Origin of the sequence: Sporolactobacillus putidus, assembly GCF_014647035.1 — a bacterium.
GTDB lineage: Bacteria > Bacillota > Bacilli > Bacillales > Sporolactobacillaceae > Sporolactobacillus > Sporolactobacillus putidus.
The window spans coordinates 1-19080 of sequence record NZ_BMOK01000010.1; the positions used below are offsets into that span (position 1 = coordinate 1).

Sequence of the window (19080 nt, forward strand, 5' to 3'; positions counted from 1 at the left end):
CCTTTAAAATTATAGTTCAATCATACGGGATCCCATTTTGACGTGTCCACCATTTAGACTAACTCTAGTCGAGCCAAAACGCGAAAAAGTAGAACCGAAATATTGAAAAGTAGTACCGAATCCGGCAAAAGTCGAACCGAAAATGAGAAGTTAAACCGAAACGGGAAGAAGTCGAACCGAAATATTGAAAAATAGAACCGAATCTGGCAAAAGTCAAACCGAAAATAAGAAGTTGAACCGAAACGGGAAGTCGAACCGAAATATTGAAAAGTAGTACCGAATCTGGCAAAAGTCAAACCGAAATTCAAATTGGACCAAGCTGAGCCAACATGACAAAAAAGTTCAGCCATCATATATTGTCAGATCTTTACTTCACTCCTATCGATTTTATGAACAGTTCGTGTTTTACTGTGCAACATCAAAATGAAACAACTTTATTGTAATTTTTAAACGACTTTATTTGTAATTAAACATCTTTATTGTCATTCAACACCAGTGAAAAATAGCCGGAACGAAAAACGTTTTGGATAGGTTTCTGTTTCGTTCCTAATCAGCTTTAATTTTTTTGAATTTCCTCTTGCATAATTTTAAAATACTGGGTATAATATTTCTTGTTCTGATTCATTACCCCATGGCCAAACGGTAAGGCAGCGGTTTCTGGGGCCGCGATGTTCTGGTTCGAATCCAGATGGGGTAATCACAGAAGGGACCAAGATCTTTGGTGTATCAAGGATCTTGGTCCCTTTCTCTATAAGAATGTCACTGCCAATGTCACGCGTGTGTCACGATCCGTTTTTTCAACCGGCTGCTTCAGGGCGAGCTGTAGGTGATTCCGCTTCGAAGTTGCCCGCTTTTTGTGACGATTTTTCGTCGGATGGCGGATTCTCTTCTTTTGTTTCACCACTTATCCCACTCTTTTAATAGACTTAAGTCTTTGAATGAGCCTTCCTGAAGCCCGCCCCTTCGTTCACATCCTTTAGAACGCAGTCACTCAAAAAAATTTTTTCTTGAGTCCCTTTGGATAGACTCGGAATATTCCATTCATAAATCGCAAACTTCATCCTCCTTTACTAAACTTTCGCAGTTCAATAATCGAGATGATCGCTTAACATCATTCATTTCATAGCAGGTGAACTAGGGTTCTTGACTAAATAGAAAGACACCCCTCTTTTTGATATAGTGAACTCGACCAAAACACAACCAATTAGAGAAAGTATCCTTTCACAGGATAACGAACTGTCACAGCGATCAACTTCATAAAGAAATAAAAACAAGATTTGGTGAATTGGGAATTTTGAATCATCTACGTCAGGCAGGGATCACCAGGACCTTCGGCTTTTCCTGTGGCTGTCTCTTTCAATGGGTCTTCCGCCTGATTCTCATTCAGAAAAATTGGTATCGTCTGCTCGGTAGTCACCAGACAAACGATCTGCCAGGTAAAGATGCTGTTTATTGTTCTTTGAACTATCCTAAATTAACCTGGCGACGTTTTCTGCTCTTACTTAGAACGGCGACGGATCCAAAAAGTCAACCAGTTGACCGAAACAAAGCATACAAAAGTACTCATTTTGGATGATTCTTCTATCGAGATTGACTTTTCCCCGTTCAGTTCTGAAAAAGCAACGGTAAACGGAATACTAGGGCTCTGTTATAATTTCCTGATCCTGTTTTTATGCCGTTCCCGTTCCATAGATTCGCTTCTCTTGAAGAGAATGTATACGGAAATTCATCTGACCGTTAGCGACGGCGGATCGCTGCCTAATGGACAGGAAATGCCGGCAGAAGCGGATCATTTAAAAAGCAAGGGTTCAAAAGACCTGCAATTTCCTGTCGGAATCTGTCGAATAAGGTTTGAATAGTATGAAAGCAGATGAAAATTCAGGAACTTTTCCCTGTTCAATATTTTGTCACACTTTTCTATAATACAAATGAACGCGTGAGAAGAAATCAGAAATCGGAGCTCTCGGCAAAGTTTCGATTTTTTTCAGGTGACGTGAAATCGTTGCTGCGAAATGATAGAGCCGCTTTTTCGGAACGAATGAAGTACCCAAAATAAAGGGACGATGAATATGGACAATCAACAGCTGATGCTGGCCGCTTCAATCAATGAAAGGCGGTGACGGAAGCATGGGAGAGGATGTTTCCTACCGGAGCGGTTCATGGGACGACATGGGCCGGGCGATCGCTAAAATTTCCGCCTGGGGCGGCGCGTTGGAGCGCATGCAGCAGATGGACCGGACTCTTCAGCAGATCCAGAATGCGATTGATGATCTGGATGAGGACCGGCGTCTCTGGTTTTCGTACAAGAGCCAGGCTGGGGCGCTCGACAAACTGGGTCAGGACTACCGGAAACTGGACACCTTTACGGGAGAGGCCGGCAATGCGGTCAGCCGCCAGATCGATGATCCCTTTTACAAGCAGATGGATGCCTTTGTCGCGGAAATGTCGCAAATTTCTATCAACCAGTACCACACCCAAAACACGCTGAACGTCAAGGAATACCAGGCGGCCAGCCCGCTCGTTTCTGTTGCCACGTATGAGCAAGTGACGAAACAGTCGATCACGTTCGACGATATTTTTAACAGCAGCAGCCTGATGGCCGCTTCGCTGAAAAAGGAATACGAAGCCTACCGGGCCGCGGCCGGGAAACAAGCGGGAGATGTGACTTTCGACCAGTACAAAGAAGGAATCCAGTACATCCGCGGCTTTGACTACCAGTCGATCAAAGACAAGCAGATGGACCAGGAGTTCTGGGTGAATCTCGGCATCGGAGCGGCGATTGTCATTCTGACGATCACCTGCCCGCCGGCCGGGATTGCGGCGGGTGCCGCCTACGGAGCGATGCAGCTGACCGATGCGGCCACCGGGACGAGCCTGATCTCCGGGCGGAAGCTGAGCACGGAGGAGCGGGTCACGGAAGGCGTCTTCGGCGTGCTGGACGTGGTCCCCGCTTTCAAGGCCGCCGGCGCTTTCAGCGCGATCGGCCGTATGGGCACAAAGGGCGTGACGACCCTGGGCGGCCTGACGAAAACGATGGGCCGGGAGTCCGGAAGGCGGCTTCTGGAACTGAAACAGGCTGGTCGTACAGGGATAGACAGCGTGAAACAGGCCGCGACCAACGTGGGAGACCGGATCTCTCTGGGCGGCCTGCAGCCGGAATTTGCCGGGGCTTCAGGGGTTGGCGATGCGGGCAGTGGAGAGAGTTTCGTCCAGAATGTCAAAAGCACATTCCGACAGATAGCGTCTAAAGAAAGTGTTACTCAGCAGGTCAGTTATAGTAAAATAGAGGAAGTTAAAGGTGCCGCAAAAATTAATACGACAGAAAAGCATTTTAGTGACGTTAAACCACCAAGTTCTTATCAAGAAAGGCTTTCTCAAACGCCAGTAAATCATGGAGAATGGATGGGACAACGTGGAGAATCAACTTTTATTTCAGACTATGATGAGGTGAAAAATATTTTAGAAAAGAAAGATCTAGCAGGAATAGAATATTCAGATGCAATTCCTGACTTTTCACCTATATCCGTTCATGAAGTTGAAATTTCTAATATGACGACGGATAGAAGACTTAATTTTAGAAATGCTGATGAATTATTGGCTCAAAGGTTTGGAGTTACTAGAAAAGAAATTGTGAAACTTAGGAAACAACAAAATTTAACTTGGCATGAATTAAATGATATGAAAACTATGCAGTTAGTTCCCACAGTCATTAATAGTAAGTTCGGACATTTAGGCGGAGTTGCCGAAATTAAGATCCTATTAGGTATAAAGGAGTGAAAAATATTGGTAGATTCTATTAATCATAAAATTTTTGGGAAACTGAATTTTGATCAAGGATGGATAAAAAATATTGATCTGAAAATTTTTGGTAAAAATCAAAAGATCCAAATAGTTATAGATGCAGATGAGGATGCAGATTTCGAAGATGCTCAAATAAAATCCTACGAAAAATTTTTTGAAAAAATTGATAGAAGAGTCATTGATGCTGAAAACGCAACTTTTGAATTTTATCAAACAGTCAGTCCTAATATTAGAGATCAATATAAAGGTGTAGAAAAGATAAACGAAATCGTACCTGAGATTTCAAGAAAAGAAGATTTATATCATCTGGTTTTCCCAAAGCAAATTCTATTCCCCATCATTTTTGATGAAACTAAAAGAGAAGCTGGCTTTATTTGTGACTGCTCTTGGGAAATTGAACACGGATTGGGTATAAAATTTGAGAATGAAATCGTTACTGAAGTTGGGTTTCAAGATATATTGCTTTAAATTTCTTTAAGAAATTTATATTCAATTTCTAAACAGGAAAAAAGAGTATGGAGAATTCAAGAATTGAATACAGCAGTTCCAAATCAGAATAATCTTCTATATGAGCAAATGACTGTTAATGAAAACGAAATAACTGCAACAGATTTTTATGCCAGCGGATATTTTATTAATCCTTTAAGTGAGAATATTGAGGAAATAAATATTGGAAAGTAATAGTAACTCAACTTTCGCAGTTCAAAAATCAAGGTGATCGCCTAACATCACAAGATTCATGGCTTATCAATTAGGGTTCTTGACTCAATGGAAAGACACCTTTTCTCTTTGGTATAGTGAATTTTGACGAAAAACACGACCAACCAGAAGGTGTCCTCGTCAAAGCGACGAACCAGCGTTACTAGGTGGGTGGCCAACAGGTTGGTTTGAAATCCCTGTTCCGACTCGCTTCGCCAGTCACGGGCCAAAGTTCTACGTTCCATTCGCATCACCCTAGCTAATGGCACTCCAGTCAAAGGGATCTTCGTCCAAAACCGTCGTCAACAGGACCCAGCCCTTTTAAGTACCGATTTATAGAACGGGAAATCATCCGAATCTACGGCATGAGATGGGATATCGAGCTCTTCTTTAAAGCGGCCAAGTCCTTTCTCAAGCTGCAAGAAGAATTTCAGGGTCGGTCATATGCCCTTCTGATCAGCTACACAACCATCGTATTTACCCAGTTTATTCTTCTGGCGTGGCAGAATCGCTAGTTCAGACGACCGGACACTCGGTGGCCTGTTCTACGAGCTTTGTGACGAAATGAGTGAACGGGATTGGGCCGTTGCCCTGACCCAGCTTCTGGATCTTCTCCATGAAATTATAGTCGGGACCAAACATACGATCAAAGGGTGGATCACTTGTCAACTCCAGAAATGGATTGACAGACTCCACAACTCGGGTTGTGTTGCTGTTGACATCGAACATAAGTTGGCTTTCGCACTGGTGTAACCGCTTGTGGTTAGCGATACTTCCGTTGGCAGTACATCAAAATCGTTGGCGCTGTGCCCCTCCGTTCAACGATTAGAACTCGTTTCCTTATAGGTTGCTCCATTATTGATTCCGTGAGCGGCTGAAGAACCGTCTGCCTTAAAGCCACTGGTTAACGTCGTCACATTCCCGGATCTGAGCCGGATTTAAAGATGAGAAATGCTTCCTTTCCCATTCATGTTATTATGACATAGATAAATGAAAAGGAGACACTGATCCGGTTTAAATTACTAAATTGCACACTGAGAAAAAATAGAAAAAAGGCTTGACATTGGAGCCGCCTCTAATGTTATGTTAAATTCATGAAAAAACTTTATTCTATACAAGAGGTTGCGCAAATGCTTGGGATACCGAAGGATACGCTGCGGTACTATGACCGGATTGGAATCGTATCGCCGATTCGAGAAGGCAATCGGTATCGCAGGTATTCGAAGGACGACCTCATCGACTTGATGAATATCCAAATCATGCAGTATGCTGACTTTTCTTTAGAGGAAATTAGAGGGGTATTTGGGTTCCAAAGAATGGAAAATATAACCCCTGCTTATTGCGAAGAGGTTGCTGCGTTTCTCGATGCCAAGAATACAGAAATACGCACAAAGATTGCCCATCTGGAAAAGGTCAGCCGGCTACTTCACATAGCAGCTGAAACATTAAGAGACCTTAATCCTGAAAACGACCAACGGCTAGCAGAAATTGTCCGCAAGATTTACCGGGAAATGAGAAAGAATGAATCAAACATTTTCGAGGAGGGGTGTAATGAACATCAAGATTAGAAATTTTTATTACCTGATTGCAGGCATTCTTGCGATACTGTTTGCCATCTCACACGCATGGAACGGACAGTTTGCCGTACTGCCGACGCTTGACGTTAGGACGATATCTGTGGGGTCCCGGACGATATTAACGTATGTCTGGCACATCATCACGGTGGAAAATCTTGTTTTCGGCATTGCATTCATCTTCATGTCACTGCAAAGGGAACAATCGAAAGTCCGGTTTGCCGCATGGATGATCGTGTCGATCCTGATCTCCCGGCTGATGGTCATTCTCGGCGTAACGGCATTTCATGACATTTCAGCACTTAATGATACACTAATCGATTCGATCGCCATCGTAATCTATGTAGCCCTCATCGTACTGGGCACACGGATGAAAAAAAGAGAATACGGGGATTAGCCAACACAGTCCGGTATTGGGCAGTGAAAATGACCGGGCCGGAAGAACGGCACATCATTGGAGCCAGTCCGCGACATGTCCTCCACTCACATACTGACCACTCGGATTGGATGCATGCATCGCTCCTGTTTCATGTTCCGAATAAACTTGTGGGAACTGATAGCTATCAGACTGTGTATAATCACCGATTCCTAGTGCATACCTCGAAGAGACTGCATCGTCCATCTTAGCCGTTACATTACTTCCACTCGTTCCATGCGTTGAAGGATCTTCACTCCAAAGGTCTGCTGTATCTCCACTAACCTTCATCTTGTCTGAAATACTGAACGTTAACTTATTCGACTTATCATATTTATAACTATATTGATAGTCTGAACCCAATGCATTGTCATAGTTGACATCCACATTCGTGCTATCCCCATACCCCGACTTGTTTTTCTCCAGCGGCGTGGCTGAATACTTAAACGATTCATAGGTATCCATCTCGGTCGGATGAACCACTGACGACTCGATTCTGACGATATACTAATGTGAATCGGTATGGGTCGTGTTGCTGTTGACATCAAATAGTAAATTGGCTTTTGCACTGGTTTAGCGGCTTGTCGTCAGCGATGCTTCCGTTGGCAGTACATCAAAATCGTTGGTGCTGTACCCCTCAAACTTCACCGTATACGGTAGGTGCGATCCATCTGAATGACTCTTCGTCAGCGACGATGGAATCGTAAAAGTCAGATTGTCCGGAACCTTGTTGGCTGCATATTATTGCATGGCGATTCGGGTACTTCCCTGATAGAGCGATATGTTAATCGTCTTGCTTGACATGTCTGCAATTCTCGTTGCATAGTTATAAACTTTGTCCAACGCCATCACCCACTATCCCTAGTTTCATAGCCATACCGTTTCTTTTTGATACTTAAAGTTCTTAAAGTACTAAAAGCTCTTAAGTATCTAAAGTTCTTAACTACTTACCCAATCTCCTATACCCTGTTATATCTCATTACTGTCATGGCTTAACTAACACTTTTAACATTTTCAACAGATATTTACTTTATTCCTACTTTTACTTCACCATCATGAAATATCTCAACAACAAATCCCGAAGATATCTTTTCACTAATGGAAAGATGAGTCTAATATTGGCGACCCTCAGCCTCAGATGGGGGCAGCATCACCAGCCCATTGAGCGCCTGTGCGATTTCCCGCCCTGCCTTTTATTACTCTTTTAAAAGTAACGGCTCTCTCCCGCTCATCGCCGATCACCCTGTAACAAAGAACCAATTGGTGTCGATCTTTCCTTGTGCCCTGATTCCCCTCGATGATTTTGATTAAGATGAAGTATTGATGCTTTTTGATGGGGAAGATTCATGAGAGCTCAATTCATATGCCCTGAAATCAGTTATAATAGGGAAAATAGTTCTGTTGCGTAACTGACGGATGATACGCAACAAGTATATTTAATTAAAAAATTAGTTTTTAATACTGTTATGACATTTATGAGGGTGGCGATTTAATGATTGACGTATCATACTTTTCCGCTTTTCTCTTAACTTCATTAGTGATTTTGATAGCGCCCGGACCTGATATGGCGTTTATCATTAGCAGAAGTGTTGGAGAAGGACGAAACGCAGGTGTCGCAACAGCATTGGGGATGCAGGTGGGTGTGCTTGTGCACATTTGTTTGGCAGCGTTTGGGTTATCAGCTATTCTCATGACCTCAGTATGGGCTTTTCAAATAATAAAGTACATTGGCGCAGCGTATCTTATTTACCTAGGCATCCAATCCTTAAAAAGAGAAAAATCAATAAACATAATTTCAGAAAAAAATACAATCAGTGTCCGTAAAGCATTCATCCAAGGGGCAATAACTGATATTTTTAATCCAAAAGTTGCATTATTTTTCTTAACTTTTCTCCCACAATTTATTAACCCACAAATATCAAATCCTATTGACCAATTTTTTATATTCGGAATAATTTTTAGCGTTATGGGTTTGGCTGTCGATATTGTTACATCTGTATTAGCGAGTTCGCTGCGTCAAGTGCTTTCAAAGAACAAAGGAATATTAAGGTGGCAACAAAAGATTAGTGGCTTCACCCTCATTGGTTTGGGAACATGGCTTGCCCTTGAAAAAAGAAGTTAAGTTTTTTTTGCGCAGTACGCAACTAATGAGAAGTAGATGTTGTGCACTTTAGAAAATAAAAGGGGGTGTTTTCGATCAGAGATTGTCTCTTTTGTCGTCCGTTACCATATGTATTAGAAAATGCATTTTCAGTGGCTTTTTATGATAAATCTCCGGTCGCCTGGATACTTGATTATTATACCAAGACGTCATATTGAAACGTACTTTGATCTCTCACAGGAAGAGAAAGGAGCTATTGACAAGTTAATAGTTAAGGGGAAATTACTGTTGGATAAAAAATATTCGCCCGATGGATATAATATTGGAACAAATTGTGGTTTTGTCGCAGGGCAAACTATCTTTCACTGTCATATCCATTTAATTCCCAGATATAAAGGAGACGTGGAGAATCCTCAAGGCGGAGTACGCGGGGTAATTCCGGAAAAATGCATTTATTAAAAATTATTCACGTTTGAGGATTTATCTGAAGGAAAAGTTGAATATGAAGATAAAGGAATCTTCGGCCATATTCTCTATTACGTTAGACATAAATCATAACACAAATAGAATATCTACTTTTTACTTCACAGTGCGACGATACTTCGAATTTGACGGAAACCACACAATAAAATATGGCTGAGGTGAAATCACCGGTATAAATGCTAGCGGGATACTCTTTATAGCCAAAAGTGTGCTTCCCTTCGCTGTTCTTTTTCACTCCCCAGTGAGGGTCCTTCGGGGTATAGCATGTCGCAAAAAACTCCCAACTTAACACAAGAGATGAGAGCCAGTCGCAATGTATTAAATAAAAAGGATTTCTTGTTCCAAACAATAATTGTGGTTATTATCCGTGAAAGTTGCCCGTATATTGGTTCACCGTCACATAGGGATACTGACCCGTATTAATTTCTTTAACCCAGACTCCCCAGAGACCATTGCCAAAATACACGTAGCGACTAGGCGTTACATGATAACCTCGGTACAGATTTTGCTCAAAAGTTTTTACCCAGGCACCCTGCGGCCTATTCTCAGCTTGGTTGGCGGTACCTGCACTTGAACTTGAAATTGTATTCGTACTCGTACTCGTTGAGTCTGCGGACGAGCGGCTACTTGTTGGCTGATTAGAACCTGTTGAGACAGATGAACTGCTTACTGACGAATGACTTGAACTTGCCTCGGCATGCGTCGTCGTTGATGAACTGGGAGTTGAACTTTTTGCAACACTCTTAGATGAGGCTGTTTCTGAATGTCTGCTGACACGCGGTAAACTTTGGTTGTAATTGAACATGAATAATAGTCCGCTAATCACGATCAGAACACCGAGGAACATGAGTAAGACTTTTTTCATTTTTATCCCTTCCCCACAAGTGTCTGTAATCTTCTAAGATTAAACGACTAGTACTTGATCTGTATATATTTTGTTAGGGTCGACAACATTATTCCATAATTGTCATTGTGAAACTGTGATGCCATATTTCACTGCAATACCGCTAAGTGTATCGCCGAATTGTATGACATAGGTGATTGGTGTATACGAGTTATCGCCTGTGTCTGTTTCGATTTTCAGCACTCCCACATCTATTTTATTGGGTTCAGGAAGAGTGGGTCAAACACATTTATTTGACGCTTACAAAAAAGTCTAGCAAATCTCCCGGTAACTCAACGTTCTGCCCGATAACTCCATTGATTAATAAACAGATGGGTAACTACATAAGCAGAAAGCTGAACCGAATGAGCGTTTCATCCTTCTTTTTTAATATTTACGGATCGGTACGCAGCATGGACGATCCATCGGATTGATCCTTTATTGTCCCAGCTGTTCATGGAAAAAAGCCAGCATCTCGGCCAGTTGTTCCGCGCTGATCTGTCCGGGCGCGGATGCTTTTTCCGCAGAACCGAAAGTCAGCGCCGAACCGAACAGTTCCCCCGTCAGCCGGCTGATGACGCCTTTCCCCGACATTGACATGGTAATGAACGGCCGATCGGCATACGTCGTTTTCATCAGATTCGTGACTTTTAAAAGAGTTAAAACGTCCGCGCTTGTTTTCGGCATGACAGCGATTTTCGAGATATCGGCACCCCGATCCTGCATCTCGCATAACCGTTTGATCATCGTCTTCTCGCTCGGCGTCCGATGAAACTCGTGATTGGACATAATCACCCCTACTCCAAACTGGTGAGCCGTTTCGACAAGTGTTCGGACCGTCGTTTCACCGCTGCACAACTCCACGTCGACTAAATCGACCAGCCCGCTCCTGATCAGCCTGTTGTTCAAAGCAGCATAATGGACGGAGCTGATTTCTTTAATGCCTCCTTCCTTTGCTGTGCGGAAAGTAAAAAGAATCGGAAGATCCGGCAGCAGCCGGCGAATCACCGATGCCGCGTGAATCACTTCATCTTCTTTATCCAACGCATCGAAAAAATCTGCCCGCCATTCGACCAGATCTGCGGACAATCCCTTCAGTACGGCGATTTCCCGTTGAAGATCCTGCAGGTTCCGCCCGACGATCGGAATGGCTATTTTCGGAATTCCAGTGCCGAGTTCAATATTTTTCACTTTCACAGTCCGCATGACGCTCAATCCCCTTTTAAAAACTTAATCTCATCGTCCATTAATATTAGATCCTAAAAGGCTTTATTTTCAAACGCTGTTCTGCTACATTCAAAGTGACACTTTCTAATAACGCGTGCGGCGTTTACCAGGATTATATCATCATAACACGATAATAGTCCCAGCAGAGCCGACACGACAAGTAAATACTTGTAGGCCGCATTGGAACCGCCCGCACAGAAAGAAAAAGTGCGCCGTATGGAAATCCGGCGCACTTTTTCCAGCCTAATCGTTTAAATTCGTTCAGCGATTTTGTTTATAAAGACGAACAACCGCTTTCGTTACGGCATCCGTTTCACTCAGATGACTGACTTCCCGAAGAACCCAAAACAATCCTTGATCCCTTAGTTCTTTTTGAAGTTCAACCGCTTCGCTATCCGTATTCGCATCGAATTGCAGACAGGCGGCAATCGCTCCTGCCAAGTGTTCAAATGGAAGCCCAAGTTTTTCAGCTTCTTTTGCCGGCTTAACCAATCGATCCTCAGGTCCGAGTTTTCGTATGGGCGAGCGGCCGACACGGGTCACATCATCATTAAGTTTAGGGTTTTGGAAACGGTACAGGATCTTTTCAATATATTTTTCATGCACATCAGGATCAAACGCATAACGCTTGATGAGATAGGCGCCTGTTTCTTCAATCGCTGCCTTGACCTGTCCATAAATCGTTTTATCAAGAAGCGCCTCATGAATCTTCTTTTTTCCGGCCAGATAGCCTAAATATGCAGTGACCGCATGCCCGGTGTTTACCGTAAACAGTTTTCTCTCGATATAAGGAGCAAGCTCGGAAACGGTTTGCATTCCCTTTACCGCAGGCACTTTTTCTGTCGTTTCGACAATCCACTCGTGATAAGATTCCACCAGGACATCGAGCAGTTCCTCATTATGCTGAAGCGGAACTATACGGTCAACCGCGGAGTTGAAAAAATACACCCGTCCTTCAAGTTTGTCCAAGGTCCCGCTATCCAGAGCTTTCAGGACTTCTTTCTTCAAAAGATCAGTTGCATTAATCTGATTTTCGCACGCAATGACATAGACCTTAGCGTCCGACACCTTCAGCCGTTCCGTGAGCCCCTGCGCGATCAGCGGGGCTATGAAAGGCAGCACTTTCGGCCCGATCGCCGTCGTAATATAGGTTGCCTGTTTGATCGCTTCCACGACTTCTTCCGGATGGGTCTTATTGTTGATGCCGGAGACATTCCGGATATCGAAAACCTCCTGATTTTCTGAGGCCGTTCTTACCTTATAAGCTCCTTTTTCATTCAATGCGTCAATGATCGGTTCGGCAATATCGATGAAAGTAACATGATAGCCTGACTGAGCAAAGAGCGCCCCAATGAAACCCCTTCCAATATTTCCAGCACCAAAATGTACAACTTTGTCCATAATTATCAGTCCTTTGAAAATTTATTGAGCAAAAATTGGTAGAACGTCTCTTCCATTTTTGCCCGGATAATCTTTTCATTGGCTGAAGCAAAAATCAGCGTACTTTCGCTGTCTTCGACCAATGAAGAGCTGATCGTACTGAGCACTTCCTGCTGAACAAGTGTCAAATGTTCCGGAGCAAGAAGCAGCAAAAAATTGCTGACATTGACGTTTCTGCCATCCATTCCTCTTAAGGCAAAGTGACGATCCGAATGCGCGATTTGAAAGGATACCGTTTTGACCGACTGATCACGGCAATGGAACAGCGCCATATTTGTCTCCGGAATGCCGAGCCCTGCCATTCGCTCCCGTACCATTAATTTTTGAAAAACAGCATCGGCGTCACGAATCAATCCGCGGCGAAACATATGATCAACCATCAACTCTATGCTCTTCTCCATGTTTTCCGCATTTGGAACTTGGGTGACCGAAAAATTTTTCAAAATCTCTCTAATCGTACGTTCCGATGCATCCATCTCCTCCATCAAATCATCAAGGGTATGGAACTTTCTCTCCGGACGCCGCTTCGAAACATTTTCCTTATTCTGCGAAAAATAGACAGGCCTGATCTTTTTTTTAGCCGATTGTTCCATTGTCGCATGAATTTCCGTTATATTTTCCTTGCTTAAAAGCGGATTAACAAAGATACAGGGAATTTTTTGCTTCGGCAAATGTACCGTTGACAGGATCATGTCAAAATTTTCTAGATCCATCTGTCCCATGTCCTTAATCGAAGCAATCTCAACAGATGACAGTTCGGGCATCTCTTTCTTCAGCCGGGTGGCAAGCATTTTTGATGCGCCAATGCCTGTCGGACAGACAACAAGGGTATGGACTTCCGACACTTGTTTCCTCTGTTCGAGAGCCGATCCAAAATGAAGAACGATATAGGCAACCTCGTCATCCGGAAATTCAATCTGTTTAAAAACTTCTCTGAGAGAACTGGCTGTAACCGAGAAAAGAACAGGATATTGCGTTCTGACCTGCTCGGTCAGCGGATTAAAGGACGATAGATTCTTCCTTATTCTGAACAGTGAGGGCTCGAGATGGGCCATCAATCCTTGAAAAAGCGAAAAATCATCTGTCAGATCGACCTTTAACTGCTGAGAAACATGCTGAATCAGTTTCTTTATCGCCTTACCGGTAATTACGCTGTCATAGTAAACGGATTCTGCATTTTGCAGGCGAGAGCCTTTCAGAAAGACTGCAAGAAAAGCTTTTTCCCTTTCGGAAAGTGCAATGGACAAGTGCTCAGCAAAGACATCACTGATTTTTTCAATCAGCGGGAACGCCTCCATTTTCCCGGACCATTCATCCTCGATATCCTCTTCTGTCAGCGGAAAACCGGACTCACATCTTTGCATCGTGATACACACCTGAATCATGAACCCCACATAATCACTGTCCGCGAGTTCAGCGTACATTTTTCCGATATTTTTCTTAATCGTCTGCTCAATTTCGATAAGGTAATTCGGCTTGAAATAATGCAGAATCAGTTTCTCTGATTCCTGATCTGTACCGGAAAGCTGAAAAATCGCTTCAATCAGTTCTTCATTAAAGTAGAACAGGAAAAAGTTGCCCAGGGCTTTCCGTTTTGCACTTTCCGGCCCCCCCAATTGAACGCCGACCCCCCGTTTCCTGCTGATTTCCAGACCAAAATCTCCGATCCAGTCTGCAAGATCGTCCAGATAAGCGAGCAGCGTGGTCACTGAAACGCTAAGATCTTTGGCCAGCGGTCCGGTTTTCAGCGGATCGTGCGCTCTGAGGAGATTCAGAAACAGCAGGAGTTTCCGTTCTTTGACCGACAGATCCAGAGGTTCAACTCTCGAGAGTGTCTGGACCAATTTAAAGATGGCTTCGTCGGACCCGTCAATGTAGAGGCTGCCATTCTCTTTTTCCTTCAGTTTCAGGCCAAAACGATCCAAACTGTTTTCTATTTTTTTCAAGTCGCGATGAACCGTACGCACACTGACCTGAAGATAGGTCGCAATAGATAATGATGTATGTCTTCCGCCCGTCTTGATCAGCAGTTCTAAAATTGTTTTTTCTCTGTTGGTGATAAACATCGGACCAACCCATTTCTTTTTCCTTTACCCTAACACTTTTCGTCCGAAAAATGCTCTTTACAAGAAGTCATTCATGGATGCTCAGCTATTTTGCATGATTGTATCATTAATGACTGCCATCAATTCATCTTCCGTTTTCGCGTCAACCATTTTATGGACGCTGTTGACTTCAGCACAGGCGACGGCAATTTTAGAGAGAATGCTTAAGTGACTGTTGTTTTTCCCGGCTATTCCGAAAACAAGACGAACCCGGTTCCCGTCAAAGTCAACTCCATCCGGAACCTGAACGATAACGACTCCCGAAGAAAGCACTTCTTTCTTCACTTTTTCAGTGCCATGAGGAATGGCAATCTCATTTCCCATATAAGTGGACATTTCCTGATCCCGTTCAATCATTCCCTGAACATAGGATGGATTCACATAGCCGTGGTCAACCAGCGCCTGTCCCGCGAAGCGAATGACCTCCTCTTTGCTGGCAAACGATTTGTTCAGAAAAATATTTTCTTTTTTCAGCACATTTTCATTGTTGAATACATTATCAGGCGCTGATTCCTGCTGCACATTTTCTTTCCGATTTCCATGCTTCAGCTGATCGATCAGCTTGTCATACTCCGGGCTGCTCAGGAAATTATCTACGGAAACGTGATACGCATCGGGCGCACCTGCTTTTGCGCGCTCCGTCAGTCCGGACTGCGTGACAACGATTTGGGCATCTTTGGGGATAGCGCTCACTGCAGCGTTGGTCACATGAATGTCCAATCCTGCAGCTTTTATTTTCTTTTTTAAGAGAGAAGCGCCCATGGCACTTGATCCCATCCCGGCATCGCATGCAAAGACTATTTTGTTAATTTGACTCGGATCAAACGTTTGATTGTTTGTCAATATTCCTGATACGCGGCTCTTCTTCCCTTTCATGCTTTCCATTTTCTTTATTGCTTCATCAAGGTCTCCTGCTTCACTCTTATCCATTTTCAGAATAAAGGACGAAATCAGGAAGGATACCGTAAAAGCGACCAGAACATCTGCAATGTTGGCCAGGAAAATTGGAAGAGATTTTGGCGTAACCATCAAAACTGCGATGATGCTGCCTGGAGACGCCGGTCCAACCAGTCCTCCGTGCAGAGTAACCAATGTGAAGACTCCGCTCATCCCGCCGAGAATCGTCGCGATAATCAGTTGCGGTTTCATCAGAACATATGGGAAATAGATTTCATGAATACCGCCGAAGAAATGGATGATTGCCGCTCCGGGTGCCGATTCTTTGGCGTTTCCTTTTCCAAAGAAACAATACGCCATCAGAACGCCCATGCCGGGACCAGGATTCGCTTCGAGCAAGAACAAGACTGAATGGCCGGCCTGTTTGACTTGTTCCAGCCCTACTGGCGTCAAAACGCCATGATTAATCGCATTGTTCAGGAACAGTACTTTACCAGGTTCAATAAAGAGACTCGCCAGCGGGAGCAGCCTCATATTAATTAACCAGCCGACACCGCCTGCAAGAGCACTGCTGGCCCAATCGACAACCGGGCTGAACGCTGCAAAACCGATGATCGCCAGAAGAGCGCCTAAAATCCCTGCCGAGAAAACATCCACAAGCATTTCAAAGCCCGTTTTAATTTTTCCTTCAATCAGTTGATCAAATTTCTTAATCAGATAGCCGCCAAGCGGTCCCATAATCATGGCGCCCAGCAACATCGGGACATTGGTTCCAACAATAATTCCGGTCGTTGCGATTGCGCCGACGACCCCTCCGCGGTGATCATCGACCATCTTGCCTCCTGTATAGCCAATTAATAAGGGAAGCAAATAGGTGATAAAGGGACTAACCAGTTCACTTAGTGCCTTATTGGGCAGCCACCCCGTTGGAATAAATAATGCTGTGACAATACCAAAAGCAAGAAATGCGCCTATATTCGGCAAAATCATCGAACTGAGGGAATTTCCGAATTTTTGAACCCCTAATTTTAAACTTTTCCCTTCTGACATCGTTTTTCTAACCTCCTTAGGGTCAATAAACTCATGTTTTTATTGTTCTTGTCATTTCAAGTTCCGTTCACGCCATGTATACAGCGTTTTCATAATGGAACCGTTTCAACTGACGCTCAAAATGTTCGGAAGCAAACGCAAATACTAAAAGATTTCATTAAGCTTTTTGTGCACAAAAGGGAGTTCAGTTTTAATAAGCGCTTACATTTTTTCTTTAATCTAATTTCCTCCTCCTTATCTTTATTATAAGGACACATTCCCATGGCTAACAACGCTTACTAATCATAACTTTGTCACGGCAGTTGTGACAAAACTGGATCTTGAATCTCAGGAAGCAGTCCATTTTTCAAAGATAAGGGACCGATAACTTTTTTCCGAAGCAAAATATAAAACCGCGTCGAAAATGAATCGAAGCGGTTTACTGTCAGAATCGGTCTTTTGTTAATTTGTTTCTATTATAGCTCAGGCTGAAAATGGAACTGAATTTTCGATAAATCTTCAAAAATTTCCGATCTCCTGACCCGAATTGACGTTAATGATGAATGCGCCAGGCCGAAGCATCAGCATCAGGTTTTTCATCTGGTTTGTCGGGATGGAGACGCAGCCTGCAGTCGGGCCGCCATTGTCGCAGTGGACGAAAAAACCGGAACCGGCATACGGGGTGCGTGCCGTATTATAGTTTATGACAATTGCGTAGTGATACTGGACAGGGTAGTCAGCCAGGTGTTCACTTGGAGAATTGAAAGAATCCCCTTCCATCCAACTGTTGTAATATGGGCTCTTGCTGTCCTCCACCCACCACGACCGGGGAGTGATTTGCCGGAAAAGAAGTGACGTTCCAGGGTTTTCCGTGCCGAATGCAAAGCCGAGTGAATAAGCGCCGTATGGGGTGGTGTTCATGCCTTCATGCGTCGGCCCGACGCCTTTCAAGCCGACGTGTCCGCTTGTGGAGAGTGTTTGAATCCAGCCGCTCGCTTTCTTTTCCCATAGTTTCACTTGTGCAACGCTTCCGCTTGCGACAACGGTGATGATCTGACTTGCTTGAGAAGCAAGTCTAGTCTGCGCGACGAGCGGCTGTGCGGTACTGTTTCCCGCTGCCGGCCGATCAGTAGAAGACCCTGACGCTTTCTGAGTATCGGCGGCTTTCCTGCCGTTCCTATCTGATTGTGAAGAACCGGGCCGGACTCCTGTTTCAGCCGTCTTTCCATTTGGTGGCTGATTTTTCGAAAGAACTGTTTTATATTCTTGGTCAGATGAATACTGCCTTTTAATCAGTTGAACGGTCAATACTGTTTCCCCCTTCCACTAACTGCTGGAATTTTTACTTTATGTATTCCGGTTTGTCTTGTTCTTCTTGCGCTTTATTACTGTGTCAAAAGCTATTCTCATTTTAACATCATAAACAGCTGTCATCCGATAAAAATAGTACTTTTTAAATGGAAAAGGCATCCGATGCCCAATCTGAGCAGAGAATGCCTTTTGGTTTATCCTTGTAATTTTAGTTTTCGAGGATCGCTCTCCTCAGGTTGTTCGGCCGTCCGCACGTCAGGCAAGGCTCTGACCGATTGAATCAGTTCATCCAGCTTGCCCTCAATCCGGTACAGCAGGTAAAAGGTAACTACAGCCGGAAAACCGACATCTTTGATCATTGAGAGCCACACTTCCATCTTGTAAGCCTTCTTTCAGGGAAGCAGGTTGCGAACAATTTTTCAAGCGTTCGTAGCCTGCCTTCATTTTCAGAAAAAGCCGAAGAGAAATTTACACTTCTCTCCGGCTTTACGTGAATCCTAGCTTTCTGGCCGTTCCGATCAGGCGATCGAAATCGGGGTCGTGATATTTTCCGAGATTCGCGCCGATTTTGCCTGAGTCAGTTCACCGCCCGTTGATATGAAAACATTCTGCGTAACGATCTCGGCCATGGCGGCTTTGATGGCAGCGGGATCGGCCGGTTCAACCGGATCATTGAGCGTCAGCGTCACGCTCTTGCCCTGCTGGTTAAGAAAAACCAGATTCAGTCTCTTCATTGAGCTGCCTCCTCTCTTCTTAATTTTTCCGTCTGATTTTATTCAGACTGTGATCTTGGCCGTGTCGTTACGTTCGACCGAGATCAGGGCATGCTGCTGCAACGGTCCGAGCTTCTGCGCGATAGCCAGCAGAGCGTCGTACGACGCGCCCGGCTTGATGTTCTGGAACGATTTGGTCAGGTAAGCCGGTTCGCCCTTTGCGTTCAAGCCGTTGTCAAGTGTCAGAACCATTGCGGATGCTGTGATTGTGCTTGTTGCCATCTCTATCACCTCCTACATCCAATAAGTAGCGAGGCGGAGTCCCGGATGGTGAGGTTGATATAAAACTTCAAAGTGTAGCGCAGGTTGGCTCTGATGCCAGTTGCGGGGGAAGAATAACAG

General features: G+C 44.1%; 19 protein-coding genes, 1 tRNA gene and 2 pseudogenes. 10 read left to right on the forward strand and 12 right to left on the reverse strand.

Annotated features, from left to right (window positions below; translation table 11 throughout):
* Nucleotides 1-625 precede the first annotated feature (625 nt).
* A tRNA-Gln gene (locus tag IEX81_RS11530) sits at nt 626-697 on the forward strand.
* A gap of 51 nt (nt 698-748) precedes the next feature.
* On the opposite strand, the gene IEX81_RS11535 is transcribed toward IEX81_RS11530, so the two are convergent.
* Entirely contained in the window at nt 749-904 is a 156-nt protein-coding gene (locus tag IEX81_RS11535) for a hypothetical protein (RefSeq protein WP_188803466.1), read from the reverse strand.
* A 631-nt stretch (nt 905-1535) separates the two neighbouring features.
* On the opposite strand from IEX81_RS11535, the gene IEX81_RS11540 reads away from it, so the two are divergent.
* The 7 genes and pseudogenes from IEX81_RS11540 (at nt 1536) to IEX81_RS11565 (ending at nt 6471) form a co-directional block, all read left to right on the forward strand.
* On the forward strand, nt 1536-1859 hold the full coding sequence (locus tag IEX81_RS11540; RefSeq protein WP_188803468.1) for a hypothetical protein: 324 nt from the start codon (nt 1536-1538) through the stop codon (nt 1857-1859).
* A 268-nt stretch (nt 1860-2127) separates the two neighbouring features.
* Nucleotides 2128-3777, forward strand: a complete 1650-nt coding sequence (locus IEX81_RS11545) for an HNH endonuclease (protein ID WP_188803470.1) — start codon at nt 2128-2130, stop codon at nt 3775-3777.
* A 6-nt stretch (nt 3778-3783) separates the two neighbouring features.
* Nucleotides 3784-4269, forward strand: coding sequence for a DUF6985 domain-containing protein (locus IEX81_RS11550; protein WP_188803472.1), 486 nt, complete (start codon nt 3784-3786; stop codon nt 4267-4269).
* Nucleotides 4270-4332: 63 nt separating this feature from the next.
* Nucleotides 4333-4482 (forward strand): hypothetical protein, encoded by a 150-nt coding sequence (locus tag IEX81_RS11555; protein WP_188803474.1) that lies wholly within the window; start codon nt 4333-4335, stop codon nt 4480-4482.
* 155 nt (nt 4483-4637) lie between these two features.
* Nucleotides 4638-5253 (forward strand): annotated as a pseudogene (locus IEX81_RS16965) (IS4 family transposase); the annotation flags it as partial.
* Between the two features lie 341 nt (nt 5254-5594).
* Nucleotides 5595-6068 (forward strand): MerR family transcriptional regulator, encoded by a 474-nt coding sequence (locus IEX81_RS11560; protein ID WP_188803476.1) that lies wholly within the window; start codon nt 5595-5597, stop codon nt 6066-6068.
* Complete coding sequence (locus tag IEX81_RS11565; RefSeq protein WP_188803478.1) at nt 6052-6471, forward strand: hypothetical protein; 420 nt, start codon at nt 6052-6054, stop codon at nt 6469-6471. Before IEX81_RS11560 ends, IEX81_RS11565 begins: the two co-directional genes overlap by 17 nt.
* Nucleotides 6472-6525: 54 nt before the next feature.
* On the opposite strand, the gene IEX81_RS11570 is transcribed toward IEX81_RS11565, so the two are convergent.
* Together IEX81_RS11570 and IEX81_RS16975 are read right to left on the reverse strand one after the other, a co-directional pair.
* Entirely contained in the window at nt 6526-6972 is a 447-nt protein-coding gene (locus tag IEX81_RS11570) for a hypothetical protein (protein ID WP_229727585.1), read from the reverse strand.
* Nucleotides 6973-7062: 90 nt separating this feature from the next.
* Nucleotides 7063-7218, reverse strand: a pseudogene (locus tag IEX81_RS16975) (hypothetical protein); the annotation flags it as partial.
* Nucleotides 7219-7981: 763 nt separating this feature from the next.
* On the opposite strand from IEX81_RS16975, the gene IEX81_RS11575 reads away from it, so the two are divergent.
* Together IEX81_RS11575 and IEX81_RS11580 are read left to right on the forward strand one after the other, a co-directional pair.
* Nucleotides 7982-8611: a LysE family translocator gene (locus tag IEX81_RS11575; protein WP_188803482.1), complete on the forward strand. Its 630-nt coding sequence runs from the start codon at nt 7982-7984 to the stop codon at nt 8609-8611.
* A gap of 141 nt (nt 8612-8752) precedes the next feature.
* Nucleotides 8753-9049 (forward strand): HIT family protein, encoded by a 297-nt coding sequence (locus tag IEX81_RS11580; protein ID WP_229727586.1) that lies wholly within the window; start codon nt 8753-8755, stop codon nt 9047-9049.
* A gap of 385 nt (nt 9050-9434) precedes the next feature.
* Here IEX81_RS11580 and IEX81_RS11585 read toward each other — a convergent pair whose 3' ends face one another.
* The 9 genes from IEX81_RS11585 to IEX81_RS11630 form a co-directional block, all read right to left on the reverse strand.
* The gene (locus IEX81_RS11585; protein ID WP_188803484.1) at nt 9435-9938 is read right to left on the reverse strand and encodes a hypothetical protein; all 504 of its coding nucleotides are present in this window, start codon (nt 9936-9938) and stop codon (nt 9435-9437) included.
* A 456-nt stretch (nt 9939-10394) separates the two neighbouring features.
* Nucleotides 10395-11162, reverse strand: a complete 768-nt coding sequence (gene aroD, locus IEX81_RS11595; protein WP_188803486.1) for a type I 3-dehydroquinate dehydratase — start codon at nt 11160-11162, stop codon at nt 10395-10397.
* A 282-nt stretch (nt 11163-11444) separates the two neighbouring features.
* Entirely contained in the window at nt 11445-12584 is a 1140-nt protein-coding gene (locus IEX81_RS11600; protein WP_188803488.1) for a mannitol-1-phosphate 5-dehydrogenase, read from the reverse strand.
* Between the two features lie 5 nt (nt 12585-12589).
* Nucleotides 12590-14689, reverse strand: a complete 2100-nt coding sequence (locus tag IEX81_RS11605) for a BglG family transcription antiterminator (RefSeq protein ID WP_188803490.1) — start codon at nt 14687-14689, stop codon at nt 12590-12592.
* Nucleotides 14690-14770: 81 nt separating this feature from the next.
* Nucleotides 14771-16675 (reverse strand): PTS mannitol transporter subunit IICBA, encoded by a 1905-nt coding sequence (locus tag IEX81_RS11610; RefSeq protein ID WP_188803493.1) that lies wholly within the window; start codon nt 16673-16675, stop codon nt 14771-14773.
* A 498-nt stretch (nt 16676-17173) separates the two neighbouring features.
* Nucleotides 17174-17962, reverse strand: a complete 789-nt coding sequence (locus IEX81_RS11615; RefSeq protein ID WP_188803494.1) for a L,D-transpeptidase family protein — start codon at nt 17960-17962, stop codon at nt 17174-17176.
* Nucleotides 17963-18159: 197 nt separating this feature from the next.
* A complete protein-coding gene (locus IEX81_RS11620; protein WP_188803496.1) occupies nt 18160-18342 on the reverse strand; it encodes a YvrJ family protein in 183 nt (60 codons plus the stop codon).
* Nucleotides 18343-18483: 141 nt separating this feature from the next.
* A complete protein-coding gene (locus IEX81_RS11625; RefSeq protein WP_188803498.1) occupies nt 18484-18699 on the reverse strand; it encodes a DUF2922 domain-containing protein in 216 nt (71 codons plus the stop codon).
* A 42-nt stretch (nt 18700-18741) separates the two neighbouring features.
* Nucleotides 18742-18960 carry a DUF1659 domain-containing protein gene (locus IEX81_RS11630; RefSeq protein ID WP_188803500.1) on the reverse strand — a complete coding sequence of 73 codons (219 nt, stop codon included), beginning with the start codon at nt 18958-18960 and terminating at the stop codon, nt 18742-18744.
* Nucleotides 18961-19080 lie beyond the last annotated feature (120 nt).

Excerpts from the sequence above, each read along its gene's own strand:
- IEX81_RS11560 (WP_188803476.1), top strand. The coding sequence starts at position 5,595 with ATGAAAAAACTTTATTCTATACAAGAGGTTGCGCAAATGCTTGGGATA.
- IEX81_RS11620 (WP_188803496.1), bottom strand. The coding sequence starts at position 18,342 with ATGGAAGTGTGGCTCTCAATGATCAAAGATGTCGGTTTTCCGGCTGTA.
- IEX81_RS11545 (WP_188803470.1), top strand. The coding sequence starts at position 2,128 with ATGGGAGAGGATGTTTCCTACCGGAGCGGTTCATGGGACGACATGGGC.
- IEX81_RS11585 (WP_188803484.1), bottom strand. The coding sequence starts at position 9,938 with ATGAAAAAAGTCTTACTCATGTTCCTCGGTGTTCTGATCGTGATTAGC.
- IEX81_RS11600 (WP_188803488.1), bottom strand. The coding sequence starts at position 12,584 with ATGGACAAAGTTGTACATTTTGGTGCTGGAAATATTGGAAGGGGTTTC.
- IEX81_RS11610 (WP_188803493.1), bottom strand. The coding sequence starts at position 16,675 with ATGTCAGAAGGGAAAAGTTTAAAATTAGGGGTTCAAAAATTCGGAAAT.
- aroD (WP_188803486.1), bottom strand. The coding sequence starts at position 11,162 with ATGCGGACTGTGAAAGTGAAAAATATTGAACTCGGCACTGGAATTCCG.
- IEX81_RS11605 (WP_188803490.1), bottom strand. The coding sequence starts at position 14,689 with ATGTTTATCACCAACAGAGAAAAAACAATTTTAGAACTGCTGATCAAG.
- IEX81_RS11575 (WP_188803482.1), top strand. The coding sequence starts at position 7,982 with ATGATTGACGTATCATACTTTTCCGCTTTTCTCTTAACTTCATTAGTG.
- IEX81_RS11580 (WP_229727586.1), top strand. The coding sequence starts at position 8,753 with ATGATAAATCTCCGGTCGCCTGGATACTTGATTATTATACCAAGACGT.
- IEX81_RS11630 (WP_188803500.1), bottom strand. The coding sequence starts at position 18,960 with ATGGCAACAAGCACAATCACAGCATCCGCAATGGTTCTGACACTTGAC.
- IEX81_RS11565 (WP_188803478.1), top strand. The coding sequence starts at position 6,052 with ATGAACATCAAGATTAGAAATTTTTATTACCTGATTGCAGGCATTCTT.
- IEX81_RS11625 (WP_188803498.1), bottom strand. The coding sequence starts at position 18,699 with ATGAAGAGACTGAATCTGGTTTTTCTTAACCAGCAGGGCAAGAGCGTG.